This window comes from Rhizorhabdus wittichii (genome assembly GCF_017607425.1).
Lineage (GTDB): Bacteria > Pseudomonadota > Alphaproteobacteria > Sphingomonadales > Sphingomonadaceae > Rhizorhabdus > Rhizorhabdus wittichii.
On record NZ_CP059319.1, the window covers coordinates 1261437 to 1280731 of the forward strand.

Genomic DNA, 19295 nt, shown 5'->3' on the forward strand with positions numbered 1-19295 from the left:
CGAATTCCCAGCCGCCAAAACAACGTCAAGGCGAAAGACACGGACGATATTCTTCAGTATCGACTAAATATTATTCAGCGCTTTGGTATCGGAGCATGCGTCATCACTATGCCTCCTCTATGTCCGAGGCGTCCCGCAGGACGCGGCGATAGGCGGAAAGTCCGGTCAGCAGGCACAGGCCGGCGGTCAGCGACAGCAGGCCGCTGCCGATGCCCAGTCCCCAGCGCAGCATCGCTTCCCGGCCGAAGAGATGATCGGTCAGCAGCGCCACCACCAGCGGGCCGACCGATATCCCGATGATATTGACCAGCATCAGCGCGATGCCGTTGACGCGCCCGCGCAGCGCGTCGGGCGTGATCAGCTGGATCGCCGTCGGGCCGAGCGAGACGAACGAGGTCGAAAGGAAGGTGAAGGGCACGTAGAGCGCCAGCGACAGATAGGGGTTGCCGGCGATCGCCGCGACCAGGCAGATCGGCGCGAGCACCAGCGCGATGATCGCCGCCAGCCGCAGGGTCGCGTCGGCGTGGCGCCGCGACAGCCGAATCGCCCCCATGCCGCCCGCCAGGATGCCGGCCGTCCCGAAGACGAGCATCATCAGCCCCAGCCAGCGGGCGGTATCGGCCGTCGCCCAGCCATAGGTCCGCTCGAACATCGCCGGAATCCAGGCCATGTTCGCATAGCTGACGCTGGTGAGCAGCCCGATGCCGAGGCAATAATGCGCCAGGAAGCGCCTGCGCGGCGACAGGAAGGCGCGGAGGGAGGGTCCGCCCTGCGCGCCCGCCACCCGCCCGCGCGCCGGCTCGCGGATCGTCAGGATCAGCAGCGAGATCGCGAAGCCCGGCGCGGCGACGATGAAGAAGGCGGCCTGCCACGGCGCGAAGCCCTGGAGGAAGGGCAGCGCCGCGGTCGCCGGCGCGGCCATCCGCTCGGCGAAGGCGCCGAAGATATAGGCGAGCCCGGCCCCGAGCGAGCCGCCGATCGAATAGACGCTGATCGCCAGCGGCAGCCGGTCCTTCGCGAAATAATTGCTGATCAGCGAGAAGGCGGCGGGGCCCAGCACGGCTTCGCCGATGCCCACGCCCATCCGCGCCATGAACAGCTCGGGGAAACTGCGCGACAGCCCGCAGGCGATCGTCATCAGGCACCAGATCGCCAGCGCCATGGCGAGGATGTTGCGCCGGTTGAACCGGTCGACCAGCCATCCGGCCGGCAGGATACAGGTCGAATAGAAGATCGCGAAGGCCAGCCCCTGCAACAGGCCGATCTGGACGTCGGAGATGCCGATGTCGCGCTTGATCGGCCCGACGAGCAGGCTCAATATCTGCCGGTCGAGGAAGGCCGCGATATAGGCGAGCACGAGGACGCCGACGACGTACCAGCCATAGCGCGCGGCCTTGCCGGGCGCGGATGCGGGGCCGGGCTGCGCCGGAAGCGCCATCGCCATGGCCGGAAGCTCGACCGGCCTATCCATCGATCCCTCCCCGCCCGGCGAAGCGCCGCAGCACGTTGCGGGTGATGGTCGCGACCTTGTTGGCTCCGCCGTCGGTGAGCAGGCATCCGGTCCAGGCGATCGACCCGACCGAGAACACGTCGCCGCGCCGGCCATGGCCGGGGATCAGCACGAGGTCGGCGCGGTTCTCGCCGAGCGTCCCGGTCCAGCGCCAGTCGTCGAGCAGATATTCGGTGACGGACGGATCGAAACGCGCGACCGCAAGGCAGACGGCGTCGGCCGGCGTGCCGAGGCCGGGCTCCATCCGGTCATATTCGAAACCGCCCGGCTGGCCGAGGACGCAGCTCTCGGTATCGATCGCATCACCCTCGACGCCATCGAACACCCAGGCATGAGCGGGATCATGGCTCGCCTCGGTGCGGACATAGGGGCGTCCGCGATCGAACGTCACCGACGCCGTCCCGACGCCGAACAGCCGGTGCGCCGACCGGTCGCGCAGCTTCCACTTGCCGCCCAGTTCTCCGGTCGAGGCATGACGCGCCTCGCCGGGCGGCGATTTCCAGTGCGAGCCGCCGGTGTGGCCGCGCCGCAGCTCCATCACCTGCGGCTCGTCCGGATAGGTCGAGACCGCGCAGTAGAAGCCGTTGCCGCCGAAATAGACCAGGTTCCCGCCCTGCCGGTTGAACGCATCGAGCGCGTCGAGCACGGCGGCGCTGACATATTCGGGATGGCTGCCGGTCATCACCACCGCATAGCCCTGCAACGCCTCGGCGCCACGGACGTGCAGGTCGTGATCGGTCAGCACGTCGACCGGCTCGCCGATGCTGTCGAGCCAGTCGAGGATCAGCAGGTCGGCGCTGAGCTGGTGAGGTCCGCCGATATAGGGATGGTGGTAGCCGGCGCGGAGATTGACGATCGGATGCAGCCAGGACGCATGGGTGCAGCCGGTGCCGTCGCGATGGCGGTCATAGGGGCTCAGCATCCCGTGCCCGGCCGCCCACAGCTCGGCGGCGGTGACGCTCTGTTCGAGCGGCTTGCCGGTCCGCGCATCGACATTGGGCATGTCCCACCAATGCCGCTCATTGCCATAGGCCAGATAGCTGAAGGTCGGGGCCAGAAAGGCGCAGCGGGGCTTCGGCCGTCCGGCGCCCGGCGTGACCAGGAACGGCAGGTGATCGGAACCCTCCGCCGTCGATATCTGCAAGGCATAGATGCCGCTGGCGAGGGTCGCGGGCACCGTCCAGGCGAGCGTCGTCGCCCAGCCGGCGTCGGTCAGGTCGTCGCTATGGAAGGCGATCGCGTCATAATGCGACGGCTGCCGGCGCGGGTCGTCGGCCGTGCCGTCCCAGGCCGGCCCGGTGACCGCGCGGCGGGGATGCTGGACCAGGCGAAGCTCGTTCCCGCCGCCCGCGACGTCGACGACGCGCGCCGTTTCGAGATGCCGGCTCATGTCCCATTCGGCGATCGGCCCCCGCGCGGCCGAGCGGATCGCCGGCCGGGCGATCTTGCCGTCGAGGCAACCGACGGTCGCCTCCCCGTCCCGCCAGCCGGAGAGCCGGAAGTCCTCCGCGCGGATCGCCTGGAAGTCCTCCGCCGTCTCGACGCTGCCGCCGACCTCGCGATCGTCGAGCGGCGTCACCTCCAGCCGGGTCGGACTACCCACCGCCAGGACGACCCGATACCAATGGTTCGGCCGCAGCGGCACGCCGGAGCGAAGCTCCACGCCTCCGCCGAGCGCGACGAGCCGCCCCGCCTCGACGAACAGGCCATGGCCCGGGCCGCTGGTCGCTATTCCCTGCCGTTCGGAGCTCTCGGCCGTCGGGCAAAGGTGGAGCGAAAGCGTGAGGTCCGCCGGCCAGCCGGACGCCGGCCGGGCGAGCACCGCATGGCTGCCCATCCGGATCGGCTGATGCATCCCCGGATGGCGGCCGTCGACGTCCGAGGCGATCGGCTCGAACAGCGCCGGATCGCGGTGGAGCTTCACCATCCGCGCCTCGAAGCCCGCCGCGGCCGTGCTCACCGCGAATTCCACGGTTTCGCCCGGCGCGACGTTCAGCTTCTTGGCATATCCGGTGATCGGTAGCTCCACGCACTGTCTCCAGAAGGATGATCCGGCCCGTTCAATAGCTCAATCGATGCGTCTCACGCCTTGATGTGATGTCCATAGGGTTCGGCGAGCACGACCGGATCGCGATGGCGGGTGACGAGCTTGCCGTCCTCGACGTCGAAATAGTCGGTCGCGACATTCTCGATCGCGTCGCGATCCTCGATGCGGTCGAGGTCGTAGCAGTCGCCCGCCGGCCCGGTGGAACGCGCGAGCACCGCGTCGATCGCCTGCCGGTCCTCCTCGTCGAGCGCGAATTCGAACAGCTTGAGATTCTGGGCGAGGTGCCGGTCGTGCCGGGCGCCCTGGATCACCGCGGCGACGCTCGGCTGGTCGAGGACGTAGCGGCTGGCGACCGCCGGGATCGCGACGCCATGTCTGGCGCCGATCGTGTCGAGCGTGCGCAGCAGCTCCTGGAACAGCGCCCAGCCGCCGAAGTCGACGATGATGCGGTAATATTTGTCGAGCGAGACATTCTCGAAGGTCGGCTTGCCCGGATCGGGGATGCCGAGCCACTTGGACGAGATCAGCCCGCCGCCGATCGATCCATAGCAGAGGAGCTGGATGTCGTTTTCGGCACAATATTGCTCCATGCCGTTCTTGGGGCGGCGGTCGGTCAGCGAATATTGCACCTGGTTGGCGACGATATCGACACCGGCATCGACCATCCTGGCCAGCTCGGCGACATTGTAGTTGGTGCCGCCGATATGGTGGATCTTGCCCGCCTGCTGGAGCTCCTTGAGGATCAGCGCGGTCTCGACATTGCCGTCGATCTCGTAATTCCACCAGTGGAGCTGGACGAGGTCGAGCCGCTCGACCTTCAGCCGGGCGAGCGAGCGGTCGATCGTGTCGACGATGGTCTGGCGGCCGTGGTTGCGCAGCTCCTCCTCCTGGAGGAAAGCCGGGATATACTTGGTATGGACCGCGATCTTCGACGCTTCGGCGGGGCCGCGCTCGCGGCGGAAGCGCTCGATGAAGCGGCCGATCCGCTCCTCGACCCCATAATAGACGTCGCCGCAGTCGAAGGCGGTGATCCCCGCATCGACGAAGGACACCATGTGGCGGTGCATGTCGTCGTCGTCGCGCACGCTGCTGCTATGGTCGTCGGCGATCTGCCAGTTTCCCTTGATGACGCGGGGAACCGAGAAATCGGGGCGCAGATTAACGCGGGGAATGGTCATGCATGGTCCTCTGATTGGCTGGTCTTGTCGAGCGACAGCGCCGAATTCTCCGAATGGCTGTGCATCCGGCGGGTCTCGCGGATGATCCTGAAACGGCCGCCGCAATGCGGATCGGGACAGGCGATCACCGCGTCCGTGTTCATCCAGTCGTTGGGATGAAGGTCTCGCTGCTTGGCTGGCAGCAACGGCAGGATCGCCGCCAACGAATACATGGGGAAGCGCACCGCCTCCCCCATGGTGATCAGGTCATCGTCAGTAACGGTGAAATAGTCACCTGCCTTGTGCTTGCAGATGAACGGCTTGCCATCCTGTTCCGGCATCACTTCGACGCGAAGATCATGAAGCGGATAGCCGTCATCTGCCGCTGCGCTGCTCACGATACCTCCCATGATTATGCTTGTCTGGGAAAGAAAGATGCGCGCATCGGCGCCGGATGGCGCGATAGGAATTGCGCAAAACCCGAATAAATTGCTTTTAATTGAAAAATCACCCGCCCGCCGGAGCAGCCGCCGCCGGGATCGGATCGGAAATATTGACCGTCTGGACGATCAATAAATTTGCGGCGACGGGCGGGACCCTATTGACATCAATGGCGCAGCTTCAATAATCGAAGAAATTCGATTTTATAAGCAGGGAGGATAGGCGCAGGCCAAACCAGCGGCGCGCATCAGGTAAGTTTTTTCGCTACCAGCTAGAAATTTCATCCGGCAACGGGGCGCAACACCTACCAACAAACTCGATGTTATACGGCTTATCAACGCCAGCCGCTCCAGCGCCATCATCCATCAGGGACGAACATCACCACCTGCCGCAGACGATCGAGGCAGACAGAAGGGGGTTTTTATGAAGAAGCATTCACATCTTGGCTGGACCAAGTCGTCGGTCGCCGTCGCGGCGCTGATGCTGCCGGCGATCGCCCTCGCCCAGGCCGAGCAGCCGGCCGAGGAGCAGTATAGCGGCGACATCGTCGTCACCGCGACCCGCCAGTCCGAATCGCTGAGCAAGGTGCCGCTGAGCGTCAGCGCCTTCTCGCAGGAGAAGCTCGACAGCCGCGGCGTCCGGAACTTCGCCGACGTGATCCGCCAGACGCCGGGCGTCGTGTTCCAGGCGACCAACAACACCACCAACATCTCGATCCGTGGCATCAACTCGACCGCCGGCGCCGCCACCACCGGCGTCTATATCGACGACACGCCGATCCAGATCCGGTCGCTCGGCTATAGCGGCGGCAACACCTATCCGGTGATCTTCGACCTGGAGCGCGTCGAGGTTCTGCGCGGTCCGCAGGGCACGCTGTTCGGCGCCGGTTCGGAGGGCGGCACGATCCGCTTCATCTCGCCGCAGCCGAGCACGACCAAGTCGTCGGGCTATGCGCGCACCGAATTCGCGATGACCGAGGATGGCGGCCCGAGCTACGAGGCCGGCCTCGCCCTCGGCGTGCCGCTGATCCAGGACAAGCTGGGCGTTCGCGTCAGCGGCTATTACCGCCGCGACGGCGGCTGGATTGACCGCGTCCGCTTCGAAGACAAGGGCGTGGTCACCGACGACGCCAACTATCAGAACAGCTATGTCGGCCGCATCGCCTTCGTCTGGGAGCCGACGCCCGAGCTGAAGATCACGCCGTCGATCGCCTATCAGAAGGTCTATAACAACGACAGCACCGATAGCTGGGACAATGTCCGCACCTCGCTCGCCACGCCGGACGCGCAGTTCTCCAACTATGACAAGGGCGAGTTCCTGAACGGCAACCGGGTGCCGGAATCGGGCCGCGACCGCTTCTACCTGCCGACGCTCAACATCCAATATGCGTTCGGCCCGGTCGACCTGACCGCGATCGCCTCCTATTTCGATCGCAAGCAGAACTTCCAGTCGGACTACACCACGTTCGACCAGAGCCTGTTCACCGGCATCACCCTGCCGCTCTTCGCCAACCAGCGGGCGTTCAGCGCGTTCGAGAACACCCAGAAGGTGACGACGGGCGAACTTCGCCTCGCCTCCACGGACCGCGACGCGATGCTCACCTGGCAGGTCGGCGGCTTCTACCAGAAGGCCAAGCAGACCTCGATCCAGCAGGTCGACGATCCGTTCATCTTCCAATATGCGCCCGCGCTGCAGGCGGTGTTCCCGCCGCTGGTCAACGGCCGCCTGATCTACGACCAGTCGACCAGCTCGAAGGACGAGCAGATCGCCGCCTTCGGCCAGGTCAACTTCAAGCCGGTCGACCGGCTGACGCTGACGGTGGGCCTGCGCTACGGCCAGACCAAGTTCACCATCAACTCCTTCGCGCAGGGGCCCGTCGTCGGCCCGTCGGTGACCGACGTCGGCCGCCAGAAGGAGAAGCCGTTCACGCCGAAGTTCGGCGCCGAGTTCCAGGTGACGCCGAGCACGCTGGTCTACGCCTCGGCCTCGAAGGGCTTCCGCCCGGGCGGCTACAACCCGCAGGTCGGCGTCCCCTGCCAGGCGAGCAACCTCAACGCGCTCGGCTATCCGAACGGTCGCCCGCAGACCTATAATTCGGACTCGGTGTGGAGCTACGAGCTCGGCCTCAAGACCCGCACCAGCCGCTTCAGCGCGCAGGGCAGCGTCTACCAGATCGACTGGAAGAACATCCAGCAGGTCGTCGGCCTCGGCGCCTGCGGCTTCCAGTTCACCTCCAACCTGGGCTCGGCGCGGAGCCGCGGCCTCGACATCCAGCTCGACTATCGCCTGACCGACGATTTCACCCTGCAGGCGGAGATCGGCTACACCAACGCCAAGTTCCTCGACACCGTGTTCGGCGGTCCGCTCGCCACGGTGCCGCTGGTGACCAAGGGCAACCATGTGGTGTCGCCGCCGTGGACGGTGTCGCTGCACGGCCAGTATGAGCTGTCGCTGCGCGACCATCATGACTCGTACATCCGCGCCGACTTCGACTATCGCTCGCACCAGTCGGACCTGATCCCGGGCATCGATCCGCGCAACGGCGGTTCGGACCCGACGCTGAGCACCGCGCCCGCGCTCAAGGCGCTGTCGATGCGGATCGGCCACCGGATCGACGGCATCGACATGTCGCTGTTCGTCAACAACCTGCTCGATCAGGCCGTCTGGCAGGGCTACCGCGCCCGCGACAACAACCGGGGCGCCGTCTATCGCTCCTATGTGGTGCGCCCGCGCACCTTCGGCGCGACGATCGGCTACCGCTTCTGACCGAAAGCGGCGGGGGAAGGAAGTCCGCGACACCTTCCCCCACCATGATCTGACCTGGAGGAGGAGGACGATGAAGACGGCCCGTCATAAAGCAACCCTGATCATCGCCGCCCTCCTTTCGGCATCGGCGCTCCAGGCCGCGGACCGCACCGCCGACCTGATCCTGACCAATGGCGAGGTCTATACGCCGCAGGGCTGGGCCGCCGGCGTCGCCGTCAAGGACGGCGCGATCCTGGCGGTCGGCGACGCGGCCGCGCTCGGCGCCTATCGCGCGCCCTCCACGAAGATGGTCGATCTCGGCGGCAAGACCGTGATGCCCGGCCTTTACGACATGCACGTCCACCCGCTCGGGGCCGGGCTGGCGATGTCCGAATGCCGCTTCGAATATGGCGCGGCGCCCCAGCATATCCTCGACGCCGTCACGGCCTGCGTGAAGGCGGCGAAGCCCGGCGAGTGGATCACCGGCGGCCGCTGGCAGGCCGTCTCCTTCGGCGACACCCCGCCGACCCGCGAGATGCTCGACCGGGTCGCCCCGAACAATCCGGTGGCGCTGACCGACATCAGCGGACACAGCATGTGGACCAACAGCCTGGCGCTCAAGTTGGCCGGCATCACCCGCGACACGCCCGATCCGGAAGGCGGCATCATCGAGCGCGACGCGCGGGGCGAGGCGACCGGCCTGCTCCGCGAGAGCGGACGCGACCAGGTGAAGCGGGCGATCCCGGCCCCTTCGCTCGAGAAGAACGTCAAGGCGCTCGACACCGCGCTCGACACCATGTTGTCGCACGGCGTGACCGGGCTGGTCGACGCCCGGGTGCCGCGCGCCGGCCTGGAAACCTATGCCGCCCTCGCCGACCGAGGCCTGCTGAAGCAGCGCGTGGTCGGGTGCCTCCACTATAGCGGCGACAAGGAATTCGAGGATATCCTCCGCAACCGCCGCAGCTATGAGCGCGCGCGCTTCCGGACCGACTGCGTCAAGATGTACGAGGACGGCGTCCCGACCGAGAGCCACACCGCGGCGATGATCGATCCGTACGCGCCCGGCGCGGACGGCCATCTCCACGAGCCGGCGCGCGGGCTGCTGCTCGTCGGGCCGGCGACGCTCGATCCGCTGGTCACCCGCCTCGACAAGATGGGGATCACGGTCAAGTTCCACGCCGCCGGCGACCAGGCCTCGCGCACCGCGCTCGACGCGATCGCCGCGGCGCGCAAGGCCAACGGCCCGAACGGCCCGATGCACGAGGTCGGCCACCTGACCTTCGTCAAGCCGGACGATCTGGCGCGCGCGAAGACCATCCGGGCGACGCTCGAATTCTCGCCCTATCTGTGGTTCCCGTCGGCGATCAACGACGACATCATCAAGGCCATCGGGCCGGACCGGATCAAGCGCGTCTGGCCGGTGCGCGAGGGGCTGGATTCGGGGGCGCTGGTCATCGCCGGGTCGGACTGGTCGGTGGTTCCCTCGGCCAATCCCTGGATCGGCATCGAGACGCTGGTCACCCGGCGCGCGCCCGACGACCAGCGCCCCGGCGAGGTCTATGGCCCGGCCGAGGCGATCACCCTCAAGGAAGCGATCGACATCTTCACGATCAACGCCGCCAGGCAGCTCGGCATGGCCGACAAGCTGGGGACGATCGAACCGGGCAAGATCGCCGACCTGATCATCCTCGACCGCAATCCGTTCAAGATTCCGGCGACCGACGTCCACAACGTCGTCGTCACCCAGGTGATCATCGACGGAAAGACCGCCTACCAGCATCCGTGACGCGGCACGGCCGGCGGCCGGTCGACCGGCCGCCGAACCGGAGCAAATTGCTTTTCATTGAAAAGTCACGCAACCTGCCATCGGTCGGAGCGTCAGGAGCGATCGCGTCATGTCGGCAAAGGCAGGCTTCGACTGGTATGGAGACCTGCCCGCCGGGGTCGAATGCCTCATGCGCTGCTACAGCGAGTCGCGGCGGTCGGCGAGCTATTTCATCCACCGGCTCGACCGCGAGACCGCGACGATCAAGGATCAGTCCAACGATCCGGTGATCAGCCTTTCGATCAACCCCAACGGCGTCGTCGACCGCGCCGTCGAGGGACAATGGGAACGGGCGGAGCTGTTGCGGGCGTCGCTCACCCTCACCCCCGCCTTCCTGCGCTGCGACTGGCGCTGGACCGGCGATCCGCTCGACATCTTCGACGTCTACCTGCCCTATGAGCTGATGCAGGCGGCCTGGGCCGAGCATTTCAAGGGCGATCCCGCGCGCGTCAACTTGCAGGCCAAGCTGGTCTTCGAGGACCCGAGCATATTGCTGCTGATGCAGTCGATCTTGTCGACGATCCTGTCGCCGCGGCCGATCTCCGCCTTCCTGATGGAGACGATCACCAATCACCTGATCTCGAGCCTGCTCTGTTCGGAGAACGGCGCGATCGTGGTCCGGCCGGCGGCGCGATCGGTGCTGTCGAGCCCGGTGCTGCAACGGGTGAAGGACTATGTCGAGGCGCATATCGCCGAGGACATCTCGCTCGACATGCTGGCGCGCGAGGCGGGGGTCAGCCGCTTCCACTTCATCCGCCTGTTCAAGGACAGCGTCGGCATGACCCCGCATGCCTATCTGATCGAGCGGCGCATGGTCCGCGCCTGCAACCTGCTGATGCATACCAAGCAATCAATTGGTGAAATCGCGGTCAATTGCGGATTCGAGGACCCATCCTATTTCGCCGCGCGTTTCCGCCGCCTCTACCGGATGTGCCCACGGGAATTTCGCAAACGGCTATAGCATTTTTCTTCGATTCCCAAGCGATCGCCCTGGAACAGTCCCCGAATGGCGGTATCGGGCAGCATTCCGTGGCCACTATGGACTCGTCATTACCATAAATGGCTTGCCGACCACGGCCCCCCACGGGCTAAGTGCCGGCGATGCAGGCAAGGAACGGCGCGAGGGGATTGATCGATGGCGACCGGACATGATCTCGATCGACGGGGCGCCGACGCCATCCTGACGCGGCTCGACGCGATGGGCCTCGCGCGGATGATCGCGGAGAGCGAGGCGATGACCCTCGCCGCGCACGGGCCGATCGTCACCTATTCGCGCAAGGTGTTCATTCCGCTGACCCGGCTGTGCCGCGACGTCTGCCATTATTGCACCTTCGCCACCACCCCGCGCCAGGCCGGCCCCGCCTATCTGAGCCGCGACGAGGTGCTGGCGATCGCCCGCGCCGGGGAGGCGGCCGGGTGCCGCGAGGCACTGTTCACGCTCGGCGACCGGCCCGAGGACCGCTATGCGGCGGCGCGCGAGGCGCTGGCGGCGAGCGGCCATGCCAGCACCCTCGCCTATCTGCGCGACATGGCCCAGGCGGTGCTCGACGAGACCGGCCTGCTGCCGCACCTCAACCCCGGCCTGATGGACGCCGACGACTATGCCGCGCTGCGCCCGGTGTCGGCGTCGATGGGGATCATGCTCGAAAGCGCGTCGGACCGGCTGTGCGAGCCGGGCGGGCCGCATTTCGGATCGCCCGACAAGCGCCCCGCCGCGCGGATCGCGACGATCGAGGCGGCCGGGCGCGCCGGCGTGCCCTTCACCACCGGCCTGCTGATCGGCATCGGCGAGACCCGCGCCGAGCGGATCGAGGCGCTGGTCGCGATCCGCGACCTGCACGCGCGCCACGGCCATATCCAGGAAGTCATCGTCCAGAATTTCCGCGCCAAGCCCGACACCCGCATGGCCGGCCATGCCGAGCCGTCGCTCGACGAGCATCTCTGGACGATCGCCGCCGCCCGGCTGGTGCTCGGCCCCGCCATGACGATCCAGGCGCCGCCCAACCTCCACGACCGCGCCGAGCTGACCGCGCTGCTGCGCGCCGGGGTCAACGACTGGGGCGGCGTGTCGCCGGTCACCCCCGACCATGTGAACCCCGAGGCGCCCTGGCCGCATCTGGAGGTGCTCGCGGAGGCGACCGCCGAGGCGGGACGCACCCTGCTCCAGCGGCTCGCGATCGGCCCGGCCCATGCCCGCGCGGTCGACCGCTGGGCCGATCCGGCGCTCGCCACCCGCATCCGCCGCCTCGTCGACGGGCGCGGCCTGCCCAAGACCGACGACTGGGCGGCGGGCGAAGGCGGCGCGGTGCCCGCGATCGGGCTCGATGCCGAACCGAAGGCGACCGCCGGGATCGCCGCGATCCTCGCCAGGGCGGGATCGGGCGCGACGCTCGACGAAGGCGAGATCGTCGCGCTGTTCCGGGCCGAAGGCGGCGACCTCGCCGCGATCGCCCGCACCGCCGACGAACTGCGGCGGCAGGTCAATGGCGACCGCGTCAGCTATGCCGTCAACCGCAACATCAACTACACCAATATATGTCTATACAAATGCGGCTTCTGCGCCTTTTCCAAGGGATCGACCAAGGCCGAGCGCGGTCCCGCCTATCGGCTCGACCTCGATGAGGTCGGCCGCCGCGCCGCCGAGGCGGCCGAGCGCGGCGCGACCGAAGTGTGCCTGCAGGGCGGTATCCATCCGAGCTTCGACGGCGACACCTATCTCGCCATCGTCGCCGCCGTCCGCGCCGCCGCGCCATCGATCCACATCCACGCCTTCTCCCCGCTCGAAGTCACCCATGGCGCGCAGACGCTCGGGCTTCCGCTCGAGGATTATCTGGCGCGGCTGAAGGCGGCCGGTCTCTCGACCCTACCCGGCACCGCCGCCGAGATCCTCGATCCCGAGGTCCGCGCGATCCTCTGCCCCGACAAGCTGACCGCCGACGAGTGGATCGAGGTGATGCGGACCGCGCACGGCGTCGGCCTGCGCAGCACCGCGACGATCATGTTCGGCCATGTCGACGGCTATGAGCATTGGGCCCGCCATCTGCTGCGGGTCCGCGCCTTGCAGACCGAGACGGGCGGCTTCACCGAGTTCGTCCCCCTGCCCTTCGTCCATATGGAGGCGCCGCTGTGGCGCAAGGGCAAGGCGCGCTCGGGCCCCAGCTATCGCGAGGCGGTGCTGATGCACGCGATCGCGCGGATCGTGCTGCACCCGGTCATCGCCAACATCCAGACGAGCTGGGTGAAGATGGGCCCCGACGGCGCGCGCGCGATCCTGGACACCGGCGCCAACGACCTGGGCGGCGTGCTGATGGACGAATCGATCACCCGCTCGGCCGGCGGCCAGAACGGCCAGTGCTTCGATCGCGCGCAGATGATCGCGCTTGCCGCCGACGCCGGCCGCCCGGCCTATCAGCGCACCACGCTTTACCAGCCGGTCGATCCGCGGCCGGCCCCCTTCCTGGAGCCTCTTGCATGACCATCACCCAGAAGATCGCCGTGATCGGCGGCACCGGCAAGCTCGGCGCGGCGCTCGCCCGCCGCCTGGCGCGCGCCGGGGCCGTCGTGACGCTCGGCTCGCGCGATCCCGACCGCGCCCGCGGCGCCGCCGAGGAGCTCGGCCACGGCATCGCGGCGGCCGGCTATGCGGAGGCGGCGGCGGGCGCGGATCTGGTGATCGTCGCGGTCCCCTTCGCCGCGCAGGAGGGTGCGCTCGCCGAGATCGCGCCGCATGTCGCGGGCAAGATCGTCGTCGACACGACGGTGCCGCTCGTCCCGCCCAAGGTGATGCGCGTGTCGCTCCCCGCCGAAGGCAGCGCCGCCGGCCGCGCCGCGCAGCTTCTCGGCGAAGGTGTCACCGTCGTCTCGGGCTTCCACAACGTCGCCGCGCACAAGCTCGCGACCGACGAGGATATCGGCTGCGACGTGCTGGTGTTCGGGGACGACAAGGCCGCGCGCGAGCAGGTGGTGGCGCTGGCCGACGCGATCGGCCTGCGCGGCATCCATGGCGGCGCGCTCGCCAATTCCGCGGCGGCCGAGGCGCTGACCTCGGTCCTGATCTTCCTCAACAAGACCTATCAGGTCGACGGCGCCGGCATCCGCATCACCGGCACGCTGATCGATCCGGCCAGCGGCAAGGCGCTGTAGGGTCCTCAATCGACCATCGCCCGCCCGGCCGACTGGTAATGGCTGGGCGCGACGCCGGCGAGCCGCTTGAACATCGTCGTGAAGGCGGCCGGGCTCTCATAGCCCAGGTCGAGCGCGATCGTCGTCACCGCCTCCCCGGCCGCGAGCCGGGGCAGCGCGATCAGCAGGCAGGCCTGTTGCCGCCAGGCGCCGAAGCTGAGCCCCGTCTGCTGCCGGAAGAGGCGGGTGAAGGCGCGCCGGCCCATGCCGAGCCCGGCGCTCCACATATCGATCGTGTCGTGCGGGCTCGGCGCGTCGAGAAACGCCTGACACTTGCGCGCGATCTCGGCCTTTTTCGGGAAGGGCACGGCGAGCGACACGCTGGGCGCGCGGGCGAGTTCGGCGAGCAGCAGCGCCATCACCATCCCGTCACGCCCGGCGACGTCATATTCGGGATCGATCTCGCACGCCGCCGCCAACAGGCTGCGCAGCAGCGGGGAGACCTGGATCACCTTGTTGGCGTCGCCCAGCGAGCCATGGGCGTCGGGCTCGATCAGCACGCTCCGGGTGCTGACGGCGCCGACCATCCGCACCGCATGGCTGACCCCGCCGGGCGTCCACACCGCGCGCTCGGGCGGCGCGACCCAGACGCCCTGCGCGGTGCTGACCACCACCACCCCGCGCGCGGCATAGATGAGCTGGCCGCGCCGGTGGCGATGCCAGTCGAGCTCGAACGCCGGCGGATATTCGTTGCCGACCGCGACGATCGGACGATCGACATGCTCGACGAGGGATGGGTCGGACCACGGCACCGGATTGTCCCACTCGCGAAAGTGAAAGACCCATATAGGAATGCGGGCCAGGAGGGGAGGCCCTATGGCGACGAAAACGCTTCGACCGACGAGTCAGGACCATGAACGCCACCAAAGCCGCCCCGCCCCGTGTCGAGACCGACGGCACCGTGTTCGGCATCATCGCCGCGATCAGCCTGTGCCATCTGCTCAACGACATGATGCAGTCGCTGCTGCCGTCGATCTATCCCAATCTGAAGGCGGAGCTCGGCCTGTCGTTCAGCCAGGTCGGGCTGGTGACGCTGGTCTATCAGATGACCGCCTCGATCCTGCAACCGCTGGTCGGGCTCTATGCCGACAAGCGACCGACCCCGCTCGCCCTGCCCGGCGGCACGCTGTTCTCGCTGGCGGGGCTGATGCTGCTGTCGGTCGCGCACAGCTATGGGCTGCTGCTGGTCGGCGCGGCGCTGCTGGGGATGGGGTCGTCGGTGTTCCACCCCGAATCCTCGCGCGTGGCGCGGATGGCGGCGGGCCGCCGGCCCGGCCTGGCCCAGTCGATGTTCCAGGTCGGCGGCAATGCCGGGTCGGCGCTCGGCCCGCTCGCGGCGGCGATCGTGGTGCTGCGCTGGGGCCAGTCGAGCCTCGCCTTCTTCGCGATGCTGGCCCTGCTGTCCTGCGCGATCCTGTGGAACGTCAGCCAATGGTATCGCCACCACGGCCTCGCCCGCCTGTCGCGCGGCCATGCCGGCCGGCAAGCGGCCCCGCCGCTGCCGCGCGGCAAGGCGCTGACCGGCATCGCCATCCTGCTCGCGCTGATCTTCTCGAAATATTTCTACCTGGCGAGCATCACCAGCTACTTCACCTTCTACCTGATCCAGCGCTTCGGCGTCAGCGTCGAGGTGGCGCAGCTCCACCTGTTCGTCTTCCTCGGCGCGGTGGCGGTGGGGACGATCGCCGGCGGCCCGCTCGGCGACCGCTTCGGGCGCAAATATGTGATCTGGTTCTCGATCCTCGGCGCGCTGCCCTTCACGCTGCTGCTGCCGCATGCCAGCCTGTTCTGGACCGGGCCGCTGACGGTGATCATCGGCCTGATCCTCGCCTCGGCCTTCCCGGCGATCGTCGTGTTCGCGCAGGAGCTGGTGCCGGGGAAGCCGGGGATGATCTCCGGCCTGTTCTTCGGCTTCTCCTTCGGCATGGCCGGGCTGGGCGCGGCGATACTGGGCGAGGTCGCCGACCTGGCGGGGATCGAGATGGTCTACGCCATCTGCGCCTTCCTGCCGGTGATCGGCCTGCTCGCCGTGTTTCTGCCCGATCCCGAACGCGACCGGGGCTGAACCCCGGTCGCCTGCCACTCTCACGGCATCTTAGGATCGGCCTTCAAGTCGTTGGCACGCTTGATGACATAGGCGCGGATCGCCTCGACCTCGTCGGGCTTCAGGTCCTTCGAGAAATTGGGCATGCCGAGCGGCTCGGCCGCCCCTTCGAGGACGAAGCCGCGGAAGGCCGCCGCGTCCGCGATCACCATCGAGCGGCGCAGGTCGGGAACGCCGCCATGGTTCACGACGGTGTCGCCATGGCACATCCAGCAGCGGACATGGTAGAGCACCCGTCCCTGCTCGATCACGGCGGCGGAGGCGGTCGAGGGCGGCGGGGCGAGCGGCGCCTCGGCCTCCTTCGCCGGCAGCGGCAACGGCGCCTTGCCGCCGATGCGGAAGGTCACGACGCGATTGACCTTGGGCTTCACCGAGGCCTGGAGCGCCTCGCCCATGTTGAGCGGCAGGATGCCGCCCCAGCCGACCGCGACCGAGACATATTGGACCCCGGCGACCGAATAGGTGATCGGCGGGGCGACGATCCCCGATCCCATCGGCATCGACCAGAGCTTCTTGCCGCTGGTCGCGTCATAGGCGGCGAAGTCGCCGGTGCCGTTGCCCTGGAAGACCAGGCCCGCCGCGGTCGACAGCACGCCGCCGTTCCACGGCAGCGGCATCGGCACCGACCAGACCCGCTTGCGCGCCTTCGGGTCCCAGGCGACGAGCGCGCCGCCCATCATCCCGCGAATCTGCCGCCGGATCGCCGGGTCCTCGGGCATCGCGGTCTTGCCCGGGTCCTGCCCGGTGTTCCAGCCGCGCGGGTCGAAGCGGAAATCCTCCGTCTTGCCGGAGATATAGCCATAGGGAATCTCGGCGGTCGGCAGGTAGACGAGGCCGGTCTTCGGGTTGAAGCTCATCGGCTGCCAGCCATGTCCGCCGGCCGGCGACGGCATGCCGAGGAAGGGCTTGCCGGTGCCGCTATAGCGCGCCTCGGGCACGATGTCGGGACGGCCGGTCTTGGGATCGAGGCCCTTCGCCCAGGTGACGGGGACATAGGGCGTGCCCGAGATGAAGGCGCCGTTGGTCCGGTCGAGCACGTAGAAGAAGCCGTTCTTGGGCGCCTGCATCAGCACCTTGCGCGGCTTGCCGTCGATCTCGAGGTCGGCGAGGATCATGTGCTGGGTGGCGGTATAATCCCATTCGTCGCCGGGCACCTCCTGGAAGTGCCAGACATATTCGCCGGTTGAGGGGCGCACCGCCACGATCGACGACAGGAACAGGTTGTCGCCCTTGCCGGCGCTGCGCACGGCGCGATCCCACGGACCGCCATTGCCGACGCCGATGTAGAGCAGGTCGAGCTCGGGATCATAGGCCATCGAGTCCCAGGCGGTGCCGCCGCCGCCATATTTCCACCACTCCCCGTTCCAGCTCTTGGCGGCCATCGCCATGGCGTCGTTCTCGAAGCCCTTCTTCGGGTCGCCGGGGATGGTGTAGAAGCGCCACGCCTGCTTGCCGGTCGCGACGTCATAGGCGGTGACATAGCCGCGCACGCCATATTCGGCGCCGCCATTGCCGATCACCACCTTGTCCTTGACGATGCGCGGCGCGCCGGTGACCGTGTAGGACTTGGTCGTGTCGGTGGTCTGCACCGTCCAGACCGGCTTGCCGGTCTTCGCGTCGAGCGCGACCAGCCGGCCGTCGAGGACGCCGACGAACACCTTGCCGTCGGCATAGGCGACGCCGCGATTGACCACGTCGCAGCAGGCGCGCCGCGCGATCGCGCCGTCGAACTGCGGATCATATTCCCACAGCTTCTTGCCGCTCTGCGCGTCGAGCGCGATCACCTTGCTCCACGGGCCGGAGGCGTACATGACGCCGTCGACGACCAGCGGCGTCCCCTCGACCCCGCGCAGCGAGCGCGCGTCGAAATCGGCATACCAGGCGACGCCGAGCTGGCCGACATTGGCGGGCGTGATCTCGCCGAGGTCGCTGAACCGCTTCTCGCCCGCGTCCTGGCCGTGCAGCGCCCAATCGACATTGGCCGCCTTCCGGGGCGCGCACGACGCCAGTGCGACCACCAGCATGGCCGCTGAAACCGCCTTGAATTTCACGCTTCTCGCTCCTGATAGCCTGGACCGGACAAGGGACATCCCTCCCTTATCGGTCGCGAGGCGGATGCCGACTAGGTCATGGACGCCGTCATTGTACGCGTTGCGCAACCTTGGGCCCGGTCATCGCGCGCAGCGCCGTCGCCCGCGCGCGGCCAAGCGTCGCCGACGGCGGCTCGCCATAGATCTCGCGGTACATGTTGGCGAAGCGGCCGCCATGGCCGATCCAGTACTGGTTGGCGAGCGCGGTCACCGAGATCTCGCCGTCGCTGGCGATGATGTCGGCGCGCGCGCTTTCCAGCCGGCGCAGCCGCAGCCAGCGCATCGGGCTATGGCCCATGAAGCGCTCGAAGCCGTGATAGAGCGTCCGCGCCGGGACGCCCGCCGCCTCGACGATGTCGCTGAGCTGGATGTCGTCCTTCAGATGCCGGGCGATGAACTGCTCGGCGCGGCGGACGAAGACCGGCAGCACCGCCGCCTGCCGCACCGGCATCTCGCGGTCGAACAGGGCCGCGCGTATCATCGCCAGGAAGCTGTTCTCGTTCGCGGCGACGACGTCCTGCATGCCGAAGATCGGCGATCCGCGATGCAGCTCGGTACAGAGATATTCGATGAACCCCATCAGGCTGGCGGCCCCGCCATTGGGGGCGTCCGCCGCGCGCTCGACGACGTTGTGGACCGCCTCATAGGGACGGCCGCTGCCGATCAGCCGGCTGCACGGGATGCCGATCGCGAGATGGGTATGGTCCTGCCCCATCTGGAAATTGTAGCGGACGCTGGGCGACAGCAGCACGCTGTCGCCGCTGCGGAACGCCCAGCTCTGCTGGTTGAACTCGACCACCGCCTCGCCGGTCAGCGCGACGACGAAGACGAAATGCGTCCGCTGCAACTGCGTGATCAGCACGTCGACGTCGGCGCCATAGGCGATCTGGTTCAGGCTGATGTCGCCGAGCGAGGCCGAGCAATGGTTGAAGTCGAGATGCTTGTCGTTGCTGCGGACGACGACCTCATGCGGGAAGAAGACGCGGGTGACGCTGTCCAGCGCGTCGGCCGGGCGCAGGCTGGCGAAACTGTGCCGATGGACGCTCTCCAGGGCCGGCGCGGCGGCGTTCGCGAGGAAGCGCTGATCGACAGCCATCTCCTGCAAGACCGGTCCAAATCCAGACATGGCGTGCTCCCATCGCGCCGGGCGCTCCCGTCGGGGCCCGCAAGGCGCCTTCCGCGTCCTCCGTCCTT

14 protein-coding genes are annotated in these 19295 nt (G+C 67.8%); 7 read left to right on the forward strand and 7 right to left on the reverse strand.

Going from position 1 to position 19295, the window contains the following annotated elements:
• Positions 1-106: 106 nt before the first annotated feature.
• The 4 genes from HRJ34_RS06110 to HRJ34_RS06125 are packed head-to-tail and all read right to left on the reverse strand — an operon-like array spanning position 107 to position 5112.
• On the reverse strand, positions 107-1471 hold the full coding sequence (locus HRJ34_RS06110) for an MFS transporter (protein ID WP_208633602.1): 1365 nt from the start codon (positions 1469-1471) through the stop codon (positions 107-109).
• Positions 1464-3539: a N,N-dimethylformamidase beta subunit family domain-containing protein gene (locus HRJ34_RS06115; RefSeq protein ID WP_208633603.1), complete on the reverse strand. Its 2076-nt coding sequence runs from the start codon at positions 3537-3539 to the stop codon at positions 1464-1466. The genes HRJ34_RS06110 and HRJ34_RS06115 overlap by 8 nt, the downstream gene beginning before the upstream one ends.
• A 53-nt stretch (positions 3540-3592) precedes the next feature.
• Positions 3593-4735 carry an aldo/keto reductase gene (locus HRJ34_RS06120; protein ID WP_208633604.1) on the reverse strand — a complete coding sequence of 381 codons (1143 nt, stop codon included), beginning with the start codon at positions 4733-4735 and terminating at the stop codon, positions 3593-3595.
• Positions 4732-5112: a TIGR04076 family protein gene (locus tag HRJ34_RS06125; RefSeq protein WP_226949066.1), complete on the reverse strand. Its 381-nt coding sequence runs from the start codon at positions 5110-5112 to the stop codon at positions 4732-4734. The genes HRJ34_RS06120 and HRJ34_RS06125 overlap by 4 nt, the downstream gene beginning before the upstream one ends.
• Before the next feature lie 10 nt (positions 5113-5122).
• On the opposite strand from HRJ34_RS06125, the gene HRJ34_RS06130 reads away from it, so the two are divergent.
• The 6 genes from HRJ34_RS06130 to npdG all read left to right on the forward strand — a co-directional run bounded on the left by HRJ34_RS06130 (position 5123) and on the right by npdG (position 13868).
• A complete protein-coding gene (locus tag HRJ34_RS06130) occupies positions 5123-5290 on the forward strand; it encodes a hypothetical protein (RefSeq protein ID WP_208633606.1) in 168 nt (55 codons plus the stop codon).
• A gap of 288 nt (positions 5291-5578) precedes the next feature.
• The gene (locus HRJ34_RS06135) at positions 5579-7921 is read left to right on the forward strand and encodes a TonB-dependent receptor (protein WP_011951561.1); all 2343 of its coding nucleotides are present in this window, start codon (positions 5579-5581) and stop codon (positions 7919-7921) included.
• Between the two features lie 70 nt (positions 7922-7991).
• On the forward strand, positions 7992-9686 hold the full coding sequence (locus HRJ34_RS06140; protein WP_208633607.1) for an amidohydrolase: 1695 nt from the start codon (positions 7992-7994) through the stop codon (positions 9684-9686).
• Positions 9687-9795: 109 nt separating this feature from the next.
• Entirely contained in the window at positions 9796-10686 is an 891-nt protein-coding gene (locus HRJ34_RS06145) for a helix-turn-helix domain-containing protein (RefSeq protein WP_011951563.1), read from the forward strand.
• Positions 10687-10860: 174 nt separating this feature from the next.
• On the forward strand, positions 10861-13200 hold the full coding sequence (gene cofH, locus HRJ34_RS06150) for a 5-amino-6-(D-ribitylamino)uracil--L-tyrosine 4-hydroxyphenyl transferase CofH (RefSeq protein WP_208633608.1): 2340 nt from the start codon (positions 10861-10863) through the stop codon (positions 13198-13200).
• Positions 13197-13868, forward strand: coding sequence for an NADPH-dependent F420 reductase (gene npdG, locus HRJ34_RS06155; RefSeq protein WP_208633609.1), 672 nt, complete (start codon positions 13197-13199; stop codon positions 13866-13868). Before cofH ends, npdG begins: the two co-directional genes overlap by 4 nt.
• A gap of 5 nt (positions 13869-13873) precedes the next feature.
• Here npdG and HRJ34_RS06160 read toward each other — a convergent pair whose 3' ends face one another.
• Positions 13874-14659, reverse strand: a complete 786-nt coding sequence (locus HRJ34_RS06160) for an AraC family transcriptional regulator (protein WP_208633610.1) — start codon at positions 14657-14659, stop codon at positions 13874-13876.
• Between the two features lie 101 nt (positions 14660-14760).
• Between HRJ34_RS06160 and HRJ34_RS06165 the strand changes: the two genes are divergently transcribed.
• Positions 14761-15972 carry an MFS transporter gene (locus HRJ34_RS06165; protein WP_016744191.1) on the forward strand — a complete coding sequence of 404 codons (1212 nt, stop codon included), beginning with the start codon at positions 14761-14763 and terminating at the stop codon, positions 15970-15972.
• Between the two features lie 20 nt (positions 15973-15992).
• On the opposite strand, the gene HRJ34_RS06170 is transcribed toward HRJ34_RS06165, so the two are convergent.
• Together HRJ34_RS06170 and HRJ34_RS06175 are read right to left on the reverse strand one after the other, a co-directional pair.
• Positions 15993-18101: a PQQ-dependent dehydrogenase, methanol/ethanol family gene (locus HRJ34_RS06170; protein ID WP_011951568.1), complete on the reverse strand. Its 2109-nt coding sequence runs from the start codon at positions 18099-18101 to the stop codon at positions 15993-15995.
• 49 nt (positions 18102-18150) lie between these two features.
• Positions 18151-19197: an AraC family transcriptional regulator gene (locus HRJ34_RS06175; protein ID WP_049771114.1), complete on the reverse strand. Its 1047-nt coding sequence runs from the start codon at positions 19195-19197 to the stop codon at positions 18151-18153.
• Between the last annotated feature and the right edge of the window lie 98 nt (positions 19198-19295).

What these genes read in the sequence shown, in the direction of transcription:
- HRJ34_RS06130 (WP_208633606.1), top strand. Translation starts at nt 5,123, where the DNA reads ATGATTATGCTTGTCTGGGAAAGAAAGATGCGCGCATCGGCGCCGGAT.
- HRJ34_RS06145 (WP_011951563.1), top strand. Translation starts at nt 9,796, where the DNA reads ATGTCGGCAAAGGCAGGCTTCGACTGGTATGGAGACCTGCCCGCCGGG.
- HRJ34_RS06175 (WP_049771114.1), bottom strand. Translation starts at nt 19,197, where the DNA reads ATGGCTGTCGATCAGCGCTTCCTCGCGAACGCCGCCGCGCCGGCCCTG.
- HRJ34_RS06110 (WP_208633602.1), bottom strand. Translation starts at nt 1,471, where the DNA reads ATGGATAGGCCGGTCGAGCTTCCGGCCATGGCGATGGCGCTTCCGGCG.
- HRJ34_RS06140 (WP_208633607.1), top strand. Translation starts at nt 7,992, where the DNA reads ATGAAGACGGCCCGTCATAAAGCAACCCTGATCATCGCCGCCCTCCTT.
- HRJ34_RS06120 (WP_208633604.1), bottom strand. Translation starts at nt 4,735, where the DNA reads ATGACCATTCCCCGCGTTAATCTGCGCCCCGATTTCTCGGTTCCCCGC.
- HRJ34_RS06170 (WP_011951568.1), bottom strand. Translation starts at nt 18,101, where the DNA reads ATGTCCCTTGTCCGGTCCAGGCTATCAGGAGCGAGAAGCGTGAAATTC.
- HRJ34_RS06165 (WP_016744191.1), top strand. Translation starts at nt 14,761, where the DNA reads ATGAACGCCACCAAAGCCGCCCCGCCCCGTGTCGAGACCGACGGCACC.
- cofH (WP_208633608.1), top strand. Translation starts at nt 10,861, where the DNA reads ATGGCGACCGGACATGATCTCGATCGACGGGGCGCCGACGCCATCCTG.
- npdG (WP_208633609.1), top strand. Translation starts at nt 13,197, where the DNA reads ATGACCATCACCCAGAAGATCGCCGTGATCGGCGGCACCGGCAAGCTC.
- HRJ34_RS06135 (WP_011951561.1), top strand. Translation starts at nt 5,579, where the DNA reads ATGAAGAAGCATTCACATCTTGGCTGGACCAAGTCGTCGGTCGCCGTC.